Source organism: Clostridium sartagoforme (genome assembly GCF_004794105.1).
Lineage (GTDB): Bacteria > Bacillota > Clostridia > Clostridiales > Clostridiaceae > Clostridium > Clostridium sartagoforme_B.
Map to the genome: position 1 here is coordinate 1,336,328 of NZ_SRYR01000001.1, position 18,248 is coordinate 1,354,575.

At 28.4% G+C, this 18,248-nt stretch carries 18 protein-coding genes; 1 reads left to right on the top strand and 17 read right to left on the bottom strand.

Features of this window, described 5'->3' with window-relative positions:
- The first annotated feature begins 51 nt into the window (after positions 1-51).
- The gene (locus tag E5347_RS06000) at positions 52-1,776 is read left to right on the top strand and encodes an Rqc2 family fibronectin-binding protein (protein ID WP_136005494.1); all 1,725 of its coding nucleotides are present in this window, start codon (positions 52-54) and stop codon (positions 1,774-1,776) included.
- 206 nt (positions 1,777-1,982) lie between these two features.
- Here the strand turns inward: E5347_RS06000 and E5347_RS06005 are convergent, their stop codons facing one another.
- The 17 genes from E5347_RS06005 to E5347_RS06085 form a co-directional block, all read right to left on the bottom strand.
- On the bottom strand, positions 1,983-3,140 hold the full coding sequence (locus E5347_RS06005; protein ID WP_136005495.1) for a THUMP domain-containing class I SAM-dependent RNA methyltransferase: 1,158 nt from the start codon (positions 3,138-3,140) through the stop codon (positions 1,983-1,985).
- Between the two features lie 15 nt (positions 3,141-3,155).
- A complete protein-coding gene (gene pyrR / locus E5347_RS06010) occupies positions 3,156-3,689 on the bottom strand; it encodes a bifunctional pyr operon transcriptional regulator/uracil phosphoribosyltransferase PyrR (protein ID WP_136005497.1) in 534 nt (177 codons plus the stop codon).
- 11 nt (positions 3,690-3,700) lie between these two features.
- The gene (locus E5347_RS06015; protein ID WP_136005498.1) at positions 3,701-4,612 is read right to left on the bottom strand and encodes an RluA family pseudouridine synthase; all 912 of its coding nucleotides are present in this window, start codon (positions 4,610-4,612) and stop codon (positions 3,701-3,703) included.
- A gap of 367 nt (positions 4,613-4,979) precedes the next feature.
- Entirely contained in the window at positions 4,980-5,579 is a 600-nt protein-coding gene (locus E5347_RS06020) for a DivIVA domain-containing protein (protein WP_136005500.1), read from the bottom strand.
- Between the two features lie 17 nt (positions 5,580-5,596).
- On the bottom strand, positions 5,597-6,367 hold the full coding sequence (locus E5347_RS06025; RefSeq protein ID WP_136005502.1) for an RNA-binding protein: 771 nt from the start codon (positions 6,365-6,367) through the stop codon (positions 5,597-5,599).
- A gap of 26 nt (positions 6,368-6,393) precedes the next feature.
- The gene (locus tag E5347_RS06030) at positions 6,394-6,846 is read right to left on the bottom strand and encodes a cell division protein SepF (RefSeq protein ID WP_136005504.1); all 453 of its coding nucleotides are present in this window, start codon (positions 6,844-6,846) and stop codon (positions 6,394-6,396) included.
- Positions 6,839-7,516 carry a YggS family pyridoxal phosphate-dependent enzyme gene (locus E5347_RS06035; RefSeq protein ID WP_136005506.1) on the bottom strand — a complete coding sequence of 226 codons (678 nt, stop codon included), beginning with the start codon at positions 7,514-7,516 and terminating at the stop codon, positions 6,839-6,841. Before E5347_RS06035 ends, E5347_RS06030 begins: the two co-directional genes overlap by 8 nt.
- A gap of 100 nt (positions 7,517-7,616) precedes the next feature.
- The gene (locus E5347_RS06040) at positions 7,617-8,354 is read right to left on the bottom strand and encodes a DUF881 domain-containing protein (protein ID WP_136005507.1); all 738 of its coding nucleotides are present in this window, start codon (positions 8,352-8,354) and stop codon (positions 7,617-7,619) included.
- Positions 8,355-8,705 (bottom strand): small basic family protein, encoded by a 351-nt coding sequence (locus E5347_RS06045; RefSeq protein WP_136005508.1) that lies wholly within the window; start codon positions 8,703-8,705, stop codon positions 8,355-8,357.
- Between the two features lie 12 nt (positions 8,706-8,717).
- Complete coding sequence (locus tag E5347_RS06050) at positions 8,718-9,434, bottom strand: DUF881 domain-containing protein (RefSeq protein WP_136005510.1); 717 nt, start codon at positions 9,432-9,434, stop codon at positions 8,718-8,720.
- Between the two features lie 14 nt (positions 9,435-9,448).
- Entirely contained in the window at positions 9,449-10,201 is a 753-nt protein-coding gene (locus E5347_RS06055) for a cell division protein FtsQ/DivIB (protein ID WP_136005511.1), read from the bottom strand.
- Between the two features lie 226 nt (positions 10,202-10,427).
- The gene (gene spoVE / locus E5347_RS06060) at positions 10,428-11,546 is read right to left on the bottom strand and encodes a stage V sporulation protein E (RefSeq protein WP_136005512.1); all 1,119 of its coding nucleotides are present in this window, start codon (positions 11,544-11,546) and stop codon (positions 10,428-10,430) included.
- A gap of 21 nt (positions 11,547-11,567) precedes the next feature.
- Positions 11,568-12,542 carry a phospho-N-acetylmuramoyl-pentapeptide-transferase gene (gene mraY / locus E5347_RS06065; RefSeq protein WP_136005514.1) on the bottom strand — a complete coding sequence of 325 codons (975 nt, stop codon included), beginning with the start codon at positions 12,540-12,542 and terminating at the stop codon, positions 11,568-11,570.
- Between the two features lie 34 nt (positions 12,543-12,576).
- The gene (locus tag E5347_RS06070; protein ID WP_136005515.1) at positions 12,577-13,938 is read right to left on the bottom strand and encodes a UDP-N-acetylmuramoyl-tripeptide--D-alanyl-D-alanine ligase; all 1,362 of its coding nucleotides are present in this window, start codon (positions 13,936-13,938) and stop codon (positions 12,577-12,579) included.
- Between the two features lie 14 nt (positions 13,939-13,952).
- The gene (locus tag E5347_RS06075) at positions 13,953-15,404 is read right to left on the bottom strand and encodes a UDP-N-acetylmuramoyl-L-alanyl-D-glutamate--2,6-diaminopimelate ligase (protein ID WP_136005517.1); all 1,452 of its coding nucleotides are present in this window, start codon (positions 15,402-15,404) and stop codon (positions 13,953-13,955) included.
- A gap of 98 nt (positions 15,405-15,502) precedes the next feature.
- A complete protein-coding gene (locus tag E5347_RS06080) occupies positions 15,503-17,698 on the bottom strand; it encodes a stage V sporulation protein D (protein ID WP_136005518.1) in 2,196 nt (731 codons plus the stop codon).
- Positions 17,699-17,782: 84 nt separating this feature from the next.
- Positions 17,783-18,220 (bottom strand): cell division protein FtsL, encoded by a 438-nt coding sequence (locus E5347_RS06085; RefSeq protein WP_136005520.1) that lies wholly within the window; start codon positions 18,218-18,220, stop codon positions 17,783-17,785.
- Positions 18,221-18,248 lie beyond the last annotated feature (28 nt).

Consider the following 18,248-nt stretch of genomic DNA (forward strand, 5'->3'; position numbering starts at 1 on the left):
TACTAAATGTTATACTATCATTATGTTATTACCAAAGAAAGGATGATACTTATGGCATTGGATGGAATCTACTTATATAGTTTAGTATCTGATTTAAAAAAATCAATATTAAATTCTAAAATAGATAAAATAAATCAACCAGAAAAAGATGAAATAGTTTTAACTTTAAGGAAAGGAAGAGAAAATATTAGACTTCTAATATCTGCTTCTTCAAGATTTCCTAGAATTCATATTACTAGTATAAGTAAACCAAACCCACTTCAAGCACCTATGTTTACCATGGTAATGAGAAAATATTTAATTGGTGGAAGAATAACTAATATTCTTCAATTAAATGGTGATAGAATTATAGAACTTCATATAGAATCTACTGATGAACTTGGATTCAATAGTAAGTATATATTAGTTGTAGAAATTATGGGAAGGCATAGTAATATAACACTTGTAAGGGATAGAGATAAAAAGGTTATGGAATGTATTAAACACTTATCTCTAGATAAAAATACTTACAGAGTATTATATCCAGGAGTAGAATATGTATATCCTCCAACATCAAATAAGCTAAATCCTTTTGATTTTTCTTATGAAAGTTATAATTCTTATATTTTAACTAATGATATTTCTCTAGATGAAAACATTTTTTCTAATATTTTTACTGGTATTAGCAAATCATTATCTAAGAATTTATATAAAAAATTCTCCTATGATAATAATACCATAAATAAGCAATATTTTTATAATTCATTTAAAATTTTCATAGAAAATATTGATAATATTTTTTCTTACAAGATTTATAAAGATGAAAAATCCTTTAAAGACTTTCACTGTGTAAGCTTATTTAATTTAGATAAAGAATATCAGGAAGTTGAATTTAATAATCCTAATATATTACTTGATAGCTACTTTGCTACAAAAGATAAGCAAGATAGACTTAACAGTAGAAGTATAGATATGCAAAGACTTATTACAACTAACATAGAAAGATGCACTAATAAAGAAAAGAAATTAAAGGATATTTTAAAGGAATGCTCTAAAAAAGACTCTTATAAGATAAAGGGTGATTTATTAACTTCTTATATCTATATGATAAAAAAAGGTGAAAAAAATATAGAGGTGTTAAATTTCTATAATGAAGAAAAGGAAGAGTATATTAAAATAGATTTAGATGAAAATAAAAGTCCATCTGAAAATGTACAATACTATTATAAAAAATATAATAAACTAAAAAAATCAGAAGAATCTGCTATAGAGCAATTAGAAAAAAATACTGGAGAATTAGAATATCTTACCTCAGTTTTAACAAATATTATTAATTGTGAAAATTACGATGAAATAGATGAAATAAAAAAAGAACTTGTTGAAACAGGATACTTAAGATTTAAGGGAAATAATAAAAATAAAAAGTCAAAACCATCAAAGCCTATTCATCTAAAGTCTTCTGATGGAATAGATATTTATGTTGGTAAAAATAATATTCAAAATGATAACTTAACTTTAAAATTCGCAAATAAAAATCACTACTGGCTTCATACTAAGAATATTCCAGGATCTCATGTTATATTATGTAGTGATAATCCTTCTGAGATAGCTCTAGAAGAAGCTGCTAGCCTAGCTGCTTATTATAGCAAAGCTAAAAATTCTAGTAAGGTACCAGTTGACTATACTAAAGTTAAGAATATTAAAAAGCCAAATGGTGCAAAACCAGGAATGGTAATTTACCATACAAACAATACAATATACGTAGAACCTAAGTGCTGTGGCACAATGGAAAATTAAAAATTAAGAATGAAAAATTAATGAAAAAACTCCTCGCGGAGTTTCAAAATAATTAAAAGGGCTACTTTAAAGTAGCCCTTTTAATTAAAAACTATAAAATAAATTTTTTAGAATTTTTTCTAATTAATTTCACATAATTTGGAACAAATTACTTCCTAAATTTTTAATTATTAATTGTTAATTGTTAACTGTTAAATGTTAATTGCCTAAATGTGGTTTATAACCATATCTCCATTATTTTTAATTAATTCATTATCAAAGTATTGATAATAGTAACATTTTAATTTACCATTATATAATTTTCTATTTTTACTTGATTTAATATTGAAAGGACTTTCAAAATTTTCATAAGAAGTTAAGATATTAAAATCCCAGTTATTTAATTTTTTCTTATAACCACCAAATATCTTATATAATTCTTCTACTTCTCTCTTTTCTCCAAGTCTTTCACCATAAGGAGGGTTTGAAATTATAAAGCCATATTTTTCTGCACTAGAGAATTCTTTAAAATCTCTTCTATGGAATTCAATATACTTTGATACACCTGCTTTTTCTGCATTGCTTCTAGCTACTTTAAGAATTCTTCCATCAATATCATATCCTAATAGCTTTATATCTTTATGCTTTATTGCTCTTTCAGCACCTTCTCTTACTTGTTCAAATACATCTGCCTCCATAGTAGGCCAAGTTTCACAAGTAAAGGATCTACACATTCCTGGAGCAATATTTTGCATTATCATAGCAGCTTCAATTAATATAGTTCCTGAACCACAAAATGGGTCTACTAAAGCAAAGTCTTCCTTCCATCTAGATATTAATACCATAGCAGCTGCTAATGTTTCCTTTAGTGGTGCCGCTCCAGCTTCTTCTCTATATCCTCTTTTGTGTAAACCAGGTCCTGATGTATCTATTGTTAATGTTACAACATCTTTAAGAATTGCAACTTCTATCTTATATAAAGGTCCATCTTCTGAAAAATGTGATACTCCATAAGCTTCACTCATACTATCTACTATGGCCTTTTTCACTATAGATTGACAATCAGGCACACTATGTAAAGTTGATTTTACTGACTTACCATTAACATGCATTATTCCATCTACAGGTATAAGCTCATTCCATTTTACTTTTTTAGTTCCTTGGAATAATTCTTCAAAGCTTCTTGCTTCAAATTCTGCCATCTTTATTAAAACTCTATCTGCTGTTCTTAAATGAATATTTGCAATTGCTATATCCATTTCATCACCAGTAAAATAAACCTTACCATTTTCAGTTCTTAAATCCTCATAACCTAATGCCTTTAATTCTTTTGCAGTTATCCCTTCAAGTCCAAAGGTAGTGGTTGCAATTAAATCATATTCCATATTTGTCTCCTTACATCATTCGTATATTTTTACTGAGTCACTATTATCTATTTCTTCTATTTCCACAGCTATAATTTCACTTTTGGAGGTAGGGATATTTTTACCTACAAAGTCAGCTCTTATTGGTAATTCCTTATGACCTCTATCGATTAAAACTGCTAATTGAATTTGAGCAGGTCTTCCTCTATCAATTATTGCATCTATTGCTGCTCTTACAGTTCTACAAGTATATAATACATCATCAACTAATATTACTTTTTTACCTGAAACTTCTACACCAAGATTTAAACTATTTACTTCTGGTGAATCTTGAATTTCTGTAATATCGTCTCTATATAGAGTTATATCTACATATCCAACTGGTATTTTTACTCCTTCAATATTCTCAATATTTTTAGCTATTCTTTCTGCAATAGGATATCCTCTTCTTTTAATTCCAATTAAAACAATATCCTCTATACCTTTATTTTTTTCAATTATTTCATGAGAGATTCTTATTAAACTTCTTTTAATAGCTTTTTCATCTAATAGATTTGCTTTTAATTTCAATTATTACACCTCTACTTCCTTAATGATTCTAATATCTTTTTAAAATAATCAGGTAACTCTGAATCAAACTCTATATATTCCTTAGTTCTTGGATGAATAAATCCTAGAGATTTAGCATGTAAAACCTGACCACTTAGTTTAAACTTCTGTTTCTTAAGTCCATATAAAGGATCACCAACTAGTGGATGCCCAATTGACGCCATATGTACTCTAATTTGATGGGTTCTTCCAGTTTCTAGATTACATTTCACTAAAGAAGTTCCATTATTATATGTTTCTAATACCTTATAATGAGTAACTGCTCTTTTTCCATCTTCAACTATAGCCATCTTAAGTCTATCTTTTTTATTTCGTCCTAATGGTTTATCAACCATTCCCTCATCTTTAGAGAATTTTCCTTCCACTAAAGCATAGTACTCTCTTTTTATACTATGTTCTTTAAATTGTTCAGATAAAAAGTTATGTGCGTCATCATTTTTAGCAATTACTAGTACTCCTGAAGTATCTTTATCAATTCTATGTACTATTCCTGGTCTAATTACTCCATTTATTCCTGATAAATCTTTGCAATGATATAATAACCCATTAACTAAAGTGCCTGAATAATTGCCTGGCGCTGGATGAACAACCATTCCTTGAGGCTTATTTACTACTACTAAATCTTCATCCTCATATACTATATTTAATTCTATTTCCTCAGGAGTTACATTTAATTCAATTGGTTCTTTCATTAAAACAGTTACATTATCATTGTTTCTCAGCTTATAATTACTTTTTACATTTTTACTATTGACAAAAACATTGTTTTCATCTATTAAACCTTGAATAAATGATCTAGATTTACCTTCAATCTGATTTGATAAATATTTATCTATTCTTTCTCCAACATTTTCTTCCGTTATTATAAAATTTATATTTTCCATATATTAACTCCACTTATCTATCTTTCAATTAATTGTTTACATTAATAGGATTTTATAAAATTAAAATCTATAAAATTCTTTCTGTAAATATAAAAATTGAAAGCTTCCTTGATTTGTTTTTATACAAATTACTAAGATTAATCTTTCTTAAAGATTATTGTACTTAAATATTTTAAAAATACTATTTAAATTAAAGATTCCACATTTAAATACGTATAATTTATTGTAACCTTTATGTAATTATATGCACATTATAATATATTGCAACTTTACACTCAATAGATAGAATAGATATTTTTATAATATATAAATTTAATGAAAAGAAAAAACTCCCTAGGGAGCTTTAAAAATCAAATTAAATAATATCTTATTCTTCAGAATTTGCAAAGAAACTCTTTATTTCATCAATATCATCGTTATAACTATCTTCTATTTCCTCAATATTTTTACTTGATAAATTTATACCTTTTGCTTCTATCATTTTGTCTAATGGCTCAGAAATATTGTAATTCTTAGTTAAATCTTTTTCAAGTTCATCAAAAGTTTCTGTTTGAGCATTCATAAAGTTTCTAAACTTAGCTCTAAACTTAATAAACTCTTGCTTAACCTTCTCATATTCATCATTAATTAATATAACATCATTATGAGCCTTATCTAATACCTTCTGAGCTGATTCATTCGCCTTAGAAAGAATCATTTCAGCTTCTTTTTGTGAAGTTTCTCTAGCTTGTTCTGCTGCATTTTGTGCAAGTAGCAATGTATTTTGAATAGTATTTTCTATTTTAACATAATGCTCAAGCTTTTCATTGACTCTAGATAAATTTTCCTTTAATCTTGAATTTTCCTTATATAGCTCTTCATAGTTATCTATAATTTCATTTATAAATTCATCTACTTCTTCACTATCATAGCCCCTAAATCCTTTTTTAAACTCTTTGTTACTTATATCCATTGGAGTAAGCTTCATAATATCACCTCTAAATTTTAAATATATTTTTTAATTCTCACCTTTTGCTTCCCACTTCTAGTTTCACCTATAATATCTCCTACTAAAAACTTACCACTACCTCTAACTGTAATCCTTGTGCCTTTAATTATTTCTTGGCTTTTGTCTTTTGCTTTAACATAATCTATTAAAACTTTACCTGAATCAATTATTTCAATAGCCTTTGATCTAGAGAAATTACAAAGTTTTGCTACTATACTATCAATTCTTAAAGAAGCAACATTTATTACAAACTCTTCAAAATCTACTTCAGGCATATCTTCCATATCAGTTAATAAAGTAACTTCAACTGGAGATTTTCCAATATAAGATAAATTACTTAAAATATAATTGCTTATTTCATTAATTACTGGTAAATAAGCAGCATTTTCCTTCACTACTATATCACCAATTTTATTTCTTTCTATTCCTAATGACAAAATGCCACCAAGAAAGTCTTTATGCTTCAATTTTGAAAAGTTAGATTTATTCATAATTTTAATTATGTCAATAGGAAACTCTATTTTATAATTATTATTAAATGAAATCACTCTTCTTTCAGCTTCTGGAAAAAGTCCATTACTTTCTACTAAAAAACTATTACTATTTAAATTTTTTTCAAAATAACTCCATATATTTGGTGGATAAAAAGCATTACTAAAAACAGGAATATCTTTTTCATAAGCTAATTTATATTTTTCATAAATCTTAGTTGCATCTATAATGTCTTCATCCGTAAAAATATTAAGGAGTTTTTCCTTAGATAACATTAAAACAACTCCTTAAACTTATATTTTTATTTATTAAAATTAAATAATGCTCTAGAACTTAATTCATTTTTTAACTCATTTGTTACTTCTACATTTGAAGGTGAAAGTAAGTAAACTCTTTGTTCTATTTCTTGAAGTGTTGCTCCTAATACAAAGCAAGAACCACTAATAAAATCAACTAATCTTTGAGCTACCTTAGTTTCTAATGTAGTTGCATTAACCAAAACTATTTTTCTTGCCTTAATAGCATCTGCTATATCTCTAGCATCATCATAGTTCATTGGTTTTGTAACCATAACTTTTGCTGTTGATGAAGTATGTATATTTACTACCTTATTAGCTTTTTGTCTATTTCCAATAGTAACTATATCCTCTACTACTTCCTCTTCTTCCATTTCTTCATCATTTATATCATCGTATTCATCTTCATATTCTCCAAGTCCAATTATTTCTTTTAATTTTCCAAACATATTACTCATTTAAATCTCCTCCTAAATATTTTCTTTTACCAAATATCCCTTCCCCTACTCTAATTAAATTAGATCCTTCCTCAATAGCAATTTTATAATCATGAGTCATTCCCATAGATAATATTTCCATAGATATATTTTTATAATTTTCTTTGCTTACTTTATCAAAAATAGCTTTCATCTTATTAAAATAATATCTATTTTCTTCATCATTACCCTTTGGGATAACTGTCATTAACCCTTTTACCTTACAATATTCGCATTTTTCTACTTCTTCTATCATTGTAGGAAGTTCTTCTTCGAATATGCCCCCCTTACTTTCTTCTTTTCCTATGTTAATTTGAATTAAGAGATTTGCATAAATCTTATCTTTTGAAAATTCCTTTTCAATTTTTCGAAGTAATTTTATGCTAGATAAAGAATGTATTAAATGTACTTTACCAACTAAATATTTAACTTTATTAGTTTGTAAATTCCCTATAAAATGCCATCTAATATCTTTCGGAAGAATTTCTTCTTTATATATTAGCTCTTGAACCTTATTTTCTCCAAAATCTCTTTGATTTTTTTTGTAAGCTAGCTCAAGATCTTCAATTGGCTTAGTCTTTGATACGGCTACTAAAGTCACATTGTTTGGTATATTTTCTATTATTTCTGCTATATTTTCCCCTATATTCAAGACACTACCTCCTAATAAAGTATTTAGTTAGCAATTTACATAATGTACTTATTCTACACGAAGTCTTAAAATCCTTCATTTTTTATTTTTTTATTTTAAGTTATTTAACTTCATATCTCTCCATGTAATTAGCTTCCACGAATTGCTTAGTTGAAGGAATTATTAATTCTTCTTTTTCCTCTATTTCAACTTTAATTCCTCTTATTAATAAATTTTGAATAAAACTATTATCTGATAATAAATACGCCTTCATTTCTTCTGGATTACCTATTGCATATATATGAAAGGGAGCACCAGCAGTAGAATCATCATCAAACACTATAGAAGCCCAATTACACTTTATCGCTGTTTTTGGTAAAACTCTATGCTCATTTATTGATATTGCTTGAGCCCCAGCATGTCTAATTTCATTAATAGTTCTTGCTAAATCATCTTCATGGAATAATTTCATATTTATTTGAAAGTTGGTATCTAGAAGTTTATCTATATCAGCATCTTGAATTTTAATAATTAATCCCGGTCCCTTAACATCAGATATACCACTTAATCCACCATAGTCAATAAGCTGACTTTTCATATTTTCAATTAATTTTTTCTTTTTTTCAGGATCAGTTCCTTTATACTCATTTATCTTGTGTTCATATTCAATATTTTGATTTTGAATATCTTCAATTTCTTTATAAAGCTTATTTCTTGCTTCAACTGCCTTTTTATAATCAACAGCATTTAATGAAGCAATATTCTCACTAGTATTATTCATATCCATAGTATTAATAATTAAAAAACCAGTAAAAACAGATGCAATTAAAATGAAAAACTTTCCTTTTAACTTTTTCATTTATTCACCTCTTTTATAGTTCTTTAAATTCTCAATTATCAACCTTCTTATTACAGCAAAGTTATCAAATATTCTGCCTCCAAATACTATTACAGCTGCTATATATACAGGAATACCAAGTTTATCTCCTAAATATGCAAGACCTGCTGCTAATAATGCATTACCAAAGAATCCTGATATAAATATATCTGCTTTAAAATTCTTAGATAACGAAGCTCTTACAGCCCCAAAGACTGAGTCTAAACATGCTAGTATTGCAACAGACATATAGGGAGATAATGTAGCTGGTATATTTACTTCTAATATTAACCCTAATACAATTCCAAGTAGTAGTCCTATAAATGCTATCATTTCCTCTCCCCCTTAATTTACTGGAATAACATACTCATTTTTTAATGTTTGAGTAGTTTTATTTATTATAACTTCATCAACTAATTCTACTTTATGATCATAGTTCATAAGAGCACCATAATCTAACCCTCCTGGAAAGTTAACTGCAAAGTTAAAAGCTTGCTTATCTCCGATTGCTTTTATTACAACTTTTTCTGTATAGTCTATTTGTTTTGTACCAACCCATATCCAGCTTCCAGAGTTTTTAATTCCACTTTGAGGTGTAACTCTAACATCGTTAACCGATATAGCTTCTGCTTTTTGAAACCTTAAAAAGTTAACTATATGAACTATCTCATCTTCAGTAATAATCCTATTTGTTGTATCGTTATTAGATCCAAATATATTAGTTTTTGGTGTTAAAGTTATTATAACTCCTGGACCCTTTACATCTAATAATCCTAAATTCATTCTAGCATTATCTAATTGCTTCTTAATTTCAGCTTCAACTTCACCTTCCGCTGCTGCAGTTTCTTCTAATTTCTTTAATTCTTCTGATAGTGAATTATTAGCATTTACTAATTCTTCTTTTTCCCTTTTTAGAGATTCAACTTCTGCTGCAATATCTAAATTTTGACTAGATAAATTAGCCTTGTTCTTTTCATTTAATAATTTAAACTGATGTGCAAGCAAAAAGCCTAATAATGCACATACAACTGCTACAAATATTTGTGATGTAATTTTTTTCATTCAGCTTCCTCCCCTCACTCACTAACTTTCATTACCGGTGGTACTCCATCCACGCTCATATCTATGTATCCCTTAGCTATTGTTCCTTGATTAATTAAGTTTAATGCTAAGTTTATTTTATCTAAAAGATTTTCCCTGTCTCCGACTCTTATTTCAACATTACCTATGTAACATATAATGTTGTTAGTATTATTTAAATTAATTTCAGAAAAATTCTGCCCCTCAGGCATATTTTCAATAAGGGTATAAAATTCATCCAAAGCCTTAGGTAGTTCCATATTGTCGGATATAGATTCACCTAACTTTTTATTAGCTACATCAACACCTGAAATTTTTGTTAATGTTCTATCAGATATATCAATTACCTCTTCAACTATTATCCCTTCATTATTAATTATTTTAAAGTTTCCATTGTTTTCGATATAATAAGCAACTTTATTTTCAATAATATTTATATTTATCTTATTAAGACCTTTTTTACTTATTTTAACTTCCTTAATATAAGGATTTTCCTTTAATTTATTTACAATTTCATTGTAATCTAAGGTAAAAATATTGCCCCCTATATTATACTTTAGTTTTTCTTGTAAACTTTCATTACTAATTGTTACTAATCCATTAATTTTTATTTCTTTTAAGTTAAAAAAAGGCGCTTTATATATAAATATGATAATTCCAATTATGAAAACAAATAAACCTAAAATAATTCTTTTTATTAACTTCTTCTTTTTTTTCTTCCTAACAAATTGATTTACCTTTTTATTCATAGCCAACCTACTTTTACATAATTTCTATCTAGTATAATAATATCACTTTTTGGGTATTTTTTCATTACTATTTTTACTAAATTTAAATTTTTTATAATAATTTAATAAATCTTCCTATAAATCTATAATATTTAACTTACTTACCTAAAATTTTTATATGCCATCATAAAGCTTTTTTTCAGCAAAATAAAAGAGTGAAATTTAAAGTAACCTCACTCTTTTATACCTATATTTCTTTTCCTTGTGTCTGCCTCGATATGTTTAAAAGTATTCCCATAGCAAGCATATTAATAACTAAGGATGTACCTCCATAACTTATAAATGGCATTGGTACCCCTGTTACTGGCATTGATCCAGTAACAACTGCTATATTAATAATGGCTTGAACTGCTATTATTGAAGTTATTCCAATTGCTAAAAGAGTTCCGTAAGTATCTTTAGCCTTTAATGCAACTTTTATACCCCTCCAAATAAAGAATACGAATATACTAACTATAATTAAACATCCTATTAATCCAAGCTCCTCACCTATAATTGAAAAAATAAAATCATTATGAGGTTCAGGCATATATAGAGTCTTTTGCCTAGATTGACCTAGTCCAAGCCCCGTTACACCACCTGCTCCTAAGGCATAAAAAGATTGAATTAATTGATATCCATCTCCTGCTGGATCTTGCCATGGATTTAAAAAGTTTAACATCCTTGCTCTTCTATAATCTTCACCAAATATAAAGAACATTACTGCTACTAAGAGTATAGGCGCAACTTTTCCAAAAAGATCTTGTATTCTTCCCCCTGCAACAAATAGCATAATAAAAGTAACTATCATTATAATGGCTGCAATACTTAAGTTTTTTTCTGCTAATATCATAGCTGCAAAAAAACCTGAAACACCTAAATATGGAACAACACCAGTCCAAAACTTTTTAACACCATCTCCTTTAATATCTAAACTCATTGCTAAAAACATTACAACAACGTATTTAGTTAATTCAGATGGTTGAAAGGATAATGGTCCAAGTTGAATCCATCTTTTTGCACCGTTAACTGCCGGGAAAAAGAATACTGCGATTAATAATGGTATAGTTACAATAAGTAAGTGTGGTGTAATTTTTCTAAGTTTATGATAATCAAATCTAGAAATTAGCCCCATTCCTATTATTCCAGTAACAGCCCAAATTAATTGCTTTTTTAAATATACCATGCTATCGCCTTCTTTAAACATAGCATAATAAGAACTAGCTGAGTAAATCATTATTACTCCAATAGCTAGTAAAAATATAACAGCATAGAATATACCATAGTCAAATTCATTAGCCTTAACCCTCGGCTTTGCTGTCCTCATAAAAACTCCTCCAATCAACGATTAAAGGGCTATAAATCCTATAAAGCATAATAAAACAGTAATTACAGAAAATACAGTTACTATTTTAGTTTCGCTCCATCCTTCTTGCTCAAAATGATGATGAATTGGTGCCATCTTAAATAATCTCTTACCTCTTAACTTATAAGATGAAACTTGTAATATAACAGATATAGTTTCAAATACATAAATTCCACCAACTATAACTAAAATAAGTGGTAATTCTAATATTAATGCAATAGTAGCAATTGCTCCCCCTATTGCTAATGATCCAGTATCACCCATAAATACTTTAGCTGGATATGCATTGAATTTAAGGAATCCAAGAAGCCCTCCGGCTAAAATAAAGGAAAATACTGATAAGGACTCATGTCCCATTGTAAATGAAACTACACCAAAGAAAGTTAATACTAAAATACTAACAGTAGATGCTAATCCATCAAGTCCATCTGTTAAGTTTACTGCATTAGTCGCACCAGCATAATAAACTATAACAAAAGGTATATAAAGTATTCCAAGTGGAATTTTAGTTCCTATAAAAGGTATCATTAAAGCCGTGCCTAAATTTACACTTCCATAAACTGCAATCGCAGTAGAAAAAATAATTAATAATAGCATCTTTTGCCAAGCTTTTAAACCTTCATTTTGTTTTTTGACAATTTTTAAGAAATCATCTAAAAATCCAATAAATCCAAAAGCAAGTAATGAATAAAGCGCAATCATCGCTTCATCTGTTGGATTATATCTCATTACCACCATTACTATTAATGTTGATATAATAAATATCAATCCACCAATAGTTGGCGTTCCAGCCTTTTTAAGATGGCTTTGAGGCCCTTCTTTTCTAATATTTTGCCCAAATTTAAGTCTTTGTAGCATTGGAATTATAATCGGTCCTAATATAATTGAAATTATAAAGGATACAACAAGTCCAATTGCTATTTTTGATGTTAATATATCTACTAATTTATCCCCCATTGTTACTGCCTAAATCGGCAGTTCACCTCCTTTGTTATACATCTGCCTCTTCTAACGAATTTACTATTTCTTCAAACTTCATTCCTCTTGAAGCTTTAACTAAAATTACATCATTTTCTTTAATTATAGTTTTTAAATCATCTATGAAATCTTTTTTATCCTCAAATGTAAGTATACTATCTAAAGAATATCCTTTTCTAAAACATTCTTTATAGCTTCCTATTGCTATTAATAAATCAACTTTATCTTTAGCATAATTCCCTACCTCAGTATGTGCATTTATAGCTTCATCACCAAGTTCGTTCATAGTTCCAAGTATAGCAACCTTTCTTCCTTTTTTATAAGTAGTAAGTACATCCATAGAAGATTTCATTGAATCAGGACTTGCATTGTAACAATCATTTATTATTGTTATCTTATCTTTTTTTATTACTTCTAGTCTCATAGAAGTGGCTTCTAAATTTTTAATCCCGAGCTTCATTTCTTCAAATGATAAATTTAACTTCTTAGCTACTGCTATTGCAAGCATAGAATTTAAAATATTATGTTTTCCTGCCATAGGTATGTTAAATATTATCTCTTGATTATTATCTTGTATAGAAAAGGTAGTATTATCTTCCATTAGTATAATATTAAAAGCATAAACATCATATTCATGATTATAGCCAATTCTTAAAATTTCAAAACATTTATCTTTGATTTTTAATAAGTTTTTATCCTCACCATTAATTATTAAAGTATTGCTTTCATCAAAGTAATTAAATATTTCAGATTTAGCCTTTAAAATATTATCTTGAGTTTTTAAGTTTTCTATATGAGATAAACCTATATTAGTAATTACAGCTATATCTGGCCTTGCGCATCGAGCAAGTATATCTATTTCACCAAGGTCACTCATTCCCATTTCTAATACAGCAACATCATAAGTACTATCTAATTCTAATATCATAAGTGGTAAACCTATTTGATTATTAAAATTACCCTTAGTCTTAAAAACCTTGTACTTTTCACTTAAAAAAGCTGCAATTAAATCCTTAGTAGAAGTCTTACCACAAGATCCAGTTACTCCAACAACTTTTAAACCTAGTTTCTTTCTATAAAAGCTAGCTAAATCTAATAATGCTTTTTCTGTATCATCAACTAAAATTACAGTTTCAACTTCATCTTCATTTTCAATATCAAATAATATTTCACTTACTATTGCAATAGATGCACCTTTTTTAAAGGCATCTATTACAAACTTATTACCATCAAATCTTTCTCCCTTAATAGCAATATAAATATTATCTTTTTGAATTTTTCTAGTATCTATACAAACATTGTTAAAATCCTCTCGTCCTCTAACAACAACCTTACCATTAATTGCTTCAACTATTTCTTTAAAAGATAATTCCACTTTATACACCTCTATTATTTTCTTCTATCTGCTAAAATCTCATCAACAACTTCTCTTTCATCAAAGTGTATTACACCTTCATTAGTTATTTGATAATTTTCATGTCCTTTACCTGCTAAAACAACTACGTCTCCTTCTTCAGCCATATTAAGTGCAAGCTTTATAGCTTCTGTTCTATTTTCAATAGCTAAATAATTTGACTTTGTTATTCCTGCAATTATTTCCTTGATTATATACATAGGATCTTCGTCTCTTGGATTATCAGAAGTTATTACTGCTAAATCTGCAATTTCTGTTCCAATGCGTCCAAGTTCAGCTCTCTTTACTTTATCTCTATCTCCACCACAACCATAAACTGCTATTAATCTATTCTTAGTATAGCCTTTTAAGGTTTCTAGTATATTCTTAAGTCCATCTGGTGTATGTGCAAAGTCTATTATAATATCATAATTAATATCATACTTATATCCAACTCTTTCACATCTTCCTGGTACTACAACATCTAATAATCCTTTTTTAATAGCATCTACGCTAATACCTAATATGTTAACAGCTGCAATTACTCCTAGCGCATTATAAACATTGTATTCTCCAGGTAAAACTGAGTTATAGCTTTCACCATTTATATCAAAATGTATATCACCTTCTTTTAAAGCTATATTTCTTGCTTTAAAATCACTTTCTTCTCTAATAGAATAAGTTCTTACCATTTTATTATCTAACTTTTCTACATCCTTTAATACTCTATAGCCATAATCATCATCTACATTTATAACACTAGCCTTACTTCTTTCAAAAAGCTTAAACTTAGCATTATAGTAATTTTCAAAGGTCTTATGGAAATCTAGATGATCTCTAGTTAAGTTAGTAAATATACCTACTTCAAATTCACAACCATATACTCTATCAAGTTGTAGTGAATGTGACGATACTTCCATTACACAATATTCACAACCTTCATCTACCATATCTTTAAATAACTTTTGAAGTTCTAAAGATTCCGGTGTAGTTCTTTCAGATTTAATCTTTTTATCTCCAATGTAGTTTGCTATTGTTCCTACAAGTCCAACTTTCTTTCCTTCTTTTTCAAGTATTGATTTTAATAAGTAAACAGTAGTTGTCTTACCATTTGTACCTGTAACTCCAATTAACTTTAACTTTTTAGTTGGATGATCATAATAGTTAGCTGACATTGTAGCTAACGCTTTTCTGCCTTCCTTAACTAATAATACAGTTACATCTTTATCTTCTACAGTTATTTCTTTTTCACACAGAATAACCTTAGCTCCATTTTTTATTGCACTATTTGCATAATTATGTCCGTCAACTTCAAAACCTGTAAGGCAAACAAAGATATCTCCTTCTTTAATTTTCCTACTATCATATTGAATATGATTTATTTCCCTATCAATACTTCCATTTTTAAGTTCATAATTTACCCCTTGTAATAAATCTACTAACTTCATTTAATCATCTCCTTAATTATTTAAATGAACTCCCCGTCTTTTGAATATAAATTTAGCATGTGAGTGTCCCACATGCTAATGTTAAGGGATATTCTATCTTAATCTCCATATTCCTCATGTAATACTAATTTTACATTTGTCCCCTTTGTTATGACTTCCCCTTTAGGTATACTTTGCTTTACTACAGCGCCTTCACCTTCATAAGTATAAGTTATTCCTAAACTGTCTAAAAGCTTTAAGGCAGATTCTAAAGAATAACCTCCTAAATCAGGCATAACAACATTTTTATTATAAGACTCTGAGTCTCCAATGTCTATATTAATCTTAGAATTTTCTTTAACTGTATATCCTGGATATGGTTTTACATCTGTTATTATAGACCCATTTCCATTAATATTATACTCTAAATTATATTCTTTTAATATTTTCTTAGCCTCATTTACATCTAATCCTCTTATTTCAGGTATAACTACCTCTTTAACTATACTGTCTATATCATCCTTAGGCATATCTTCGCTCATATAGTTAAATATATCAGTAAATAATATATTGGCTAATGGCGCAACTATTTGGCCTGCATAGTAAGTTCCTGTTCCTGGTTCATCAATTGATATAAATACAGTAACTTGTGGATTATCTACTGGCGCAAATCCTGCTAAAGATGAAATATACTTACCAGACTCATAGCCTCCCCCTCTTGGATTAACCTTTTGAGCTGTACCAGTTTTTGCTCCAACATGATACCCTTCTATATATGCTTTACTTGATCCTCCATAAGAAACTGTTCTTTCTAAGTAATCTCTAAGGATTGCAGTTTTTTCTTCACTTAATACATCTGTTACCTTTGGTTCAAAAGATTCTAGTGCTACTGAATTCCCTTCAGAATCCTTTTCTGTGATTTCCTTCATAATATGAGGTTGAATTAACTTTCCACCATTAATAATACTATTATAAGCTGTCATATATTGAACTGCATTTACAGTATTAGTTTGACCAAAAGAAATTGTTGCAAGGTCAGCTTCATTTATATCTTCAGTTTTCTTTATTATTCCTTTTGCTTCACCTGGTAAATCTACCCCACTCACTTGTCCAAATCCTAATTTTTTAATATATTCATTTAACTTTTCTTTTCCTATTTTCTTTCCTATTTCCATAAATCCAACGTTACATGAATTTTGTAGTATTTCTGGTAATGTTAAAGTTCCATGACCTGAAGTCTTCCAACACTTAATTGTATGTGGCCCCACCCTTAAACTACCACCACAATTAAAAGTATCTGATTCATTAACCAAGTTTTCTTCCAAATTTCCAACCATAGTAACAACCTTAAAAATTGACCCTGGCTCAAAGGTATCATTAACTAAGTGATTTCTCCACATCTTTTGAACCTTTTCTGCTAAATTAGCTCCTTCATAATCTTCTGCTCCTTGGTAAGGGTAGTTAGGATCAAAATCTGGTTTATTAACCATTGCTAATATTTCACCATTATTAGGATTCATAATAATTATAGAAACTTGTTTAGCTAAATTATCCTTATATCCTTGTTCAGCAACCTTTTCTGCAAAGGCTTGTAAATTTGCATCTATAGTTAATACTACATCATTACCATCAATAGGAGGGGTAAACTTAGAAATTGTATATGGAAGCTCATCATTGTACTTACTTAGTTCAGATATTCTAAGTCCTGGTGTTCCTGATAAAAACTCATTATATTCAAGTTCAACACCAGTTAATCCTTGACCATCTATGTTGGTACTTCCTAAAACATGAGCTAAAAAGTTCCCATTTGGATAATATCTTTTTGTGTCTGGAGATACTATTACTCCAGGTATGTTTAAATTCTTAACCTTATCAGCAGGCTCCTTTTCTATTCTTCGTACTAATGTAGCTGCACCAGCATCAGCTCCACTTGGAAGTTTAGTATTAAGCTTATCTAATACCTTCTTTTCATCCATTTCTAATTCTTCTGATACCATTTTTGCTATTTCTTCGTTAGTAGTGTTTTCTTTTCTTAAGTGCGCTCTTATAGAATTTAAGTCAAAATCTATTCTATAAACATTAGCAGAAACTGCAAGCTCTACACCATTTCTATCTAATATCCTTCCTCTTCTAGCGTCTATCTTAACTTCACTAGTCCATTGTTCTTCAGCCTTAGCTGAATACTCTTCCCTTTTAACTATCATTATGTAAGACAGCCTAACTATTAAAAGAGCAAATATACATAATAATGCGGTAAGCGCTAATGACATTCTTTTTTTCATTAGCGCTTTATCCCTATAACTTTTTTTATTCACATCAATGCCTCCATGCAATTAATTACTAACATGCAAAGTATAATTATACTTTTTATCTGGCAAGTGTATTATTTTTTTAATATGTTATTTTCTTATATTTGCAAAATAGTCAGTTGTAATATCTACAGTAATTATATCATTCTTACTTGGTAACTTCATTCCAGAATCACTAGCCACATTTCTAACTTCATCAATAGAAGCTTTACCTAATATTGAAGCTTTTAAAGCATTTCCCTCTTCAGTAGCTATGCTAATTTCTTTTCTTACTTTAGATAAATCATTTTGAAGACCATAAACCTTTCCATTTCTAGCAATGGTTAATACTCCTAATACTAGTGCAACTGAAGCTACATTTAAAATATTTTTGACTACTTGCTTTTTTTGGGCCTTTTCTCTTCTAAGTCTTTCTCTTCTTTCTCTTTCTTGATTTTCTTTTTGAATCTTTCTATCAATTTCGTCATATTTTCTTTTAGGATTTAAAGCTGCATTTCCTCTAATATAATCATATTCCTTATTAACCATTTTATTACTTCCCCCGTATTTATTTTCA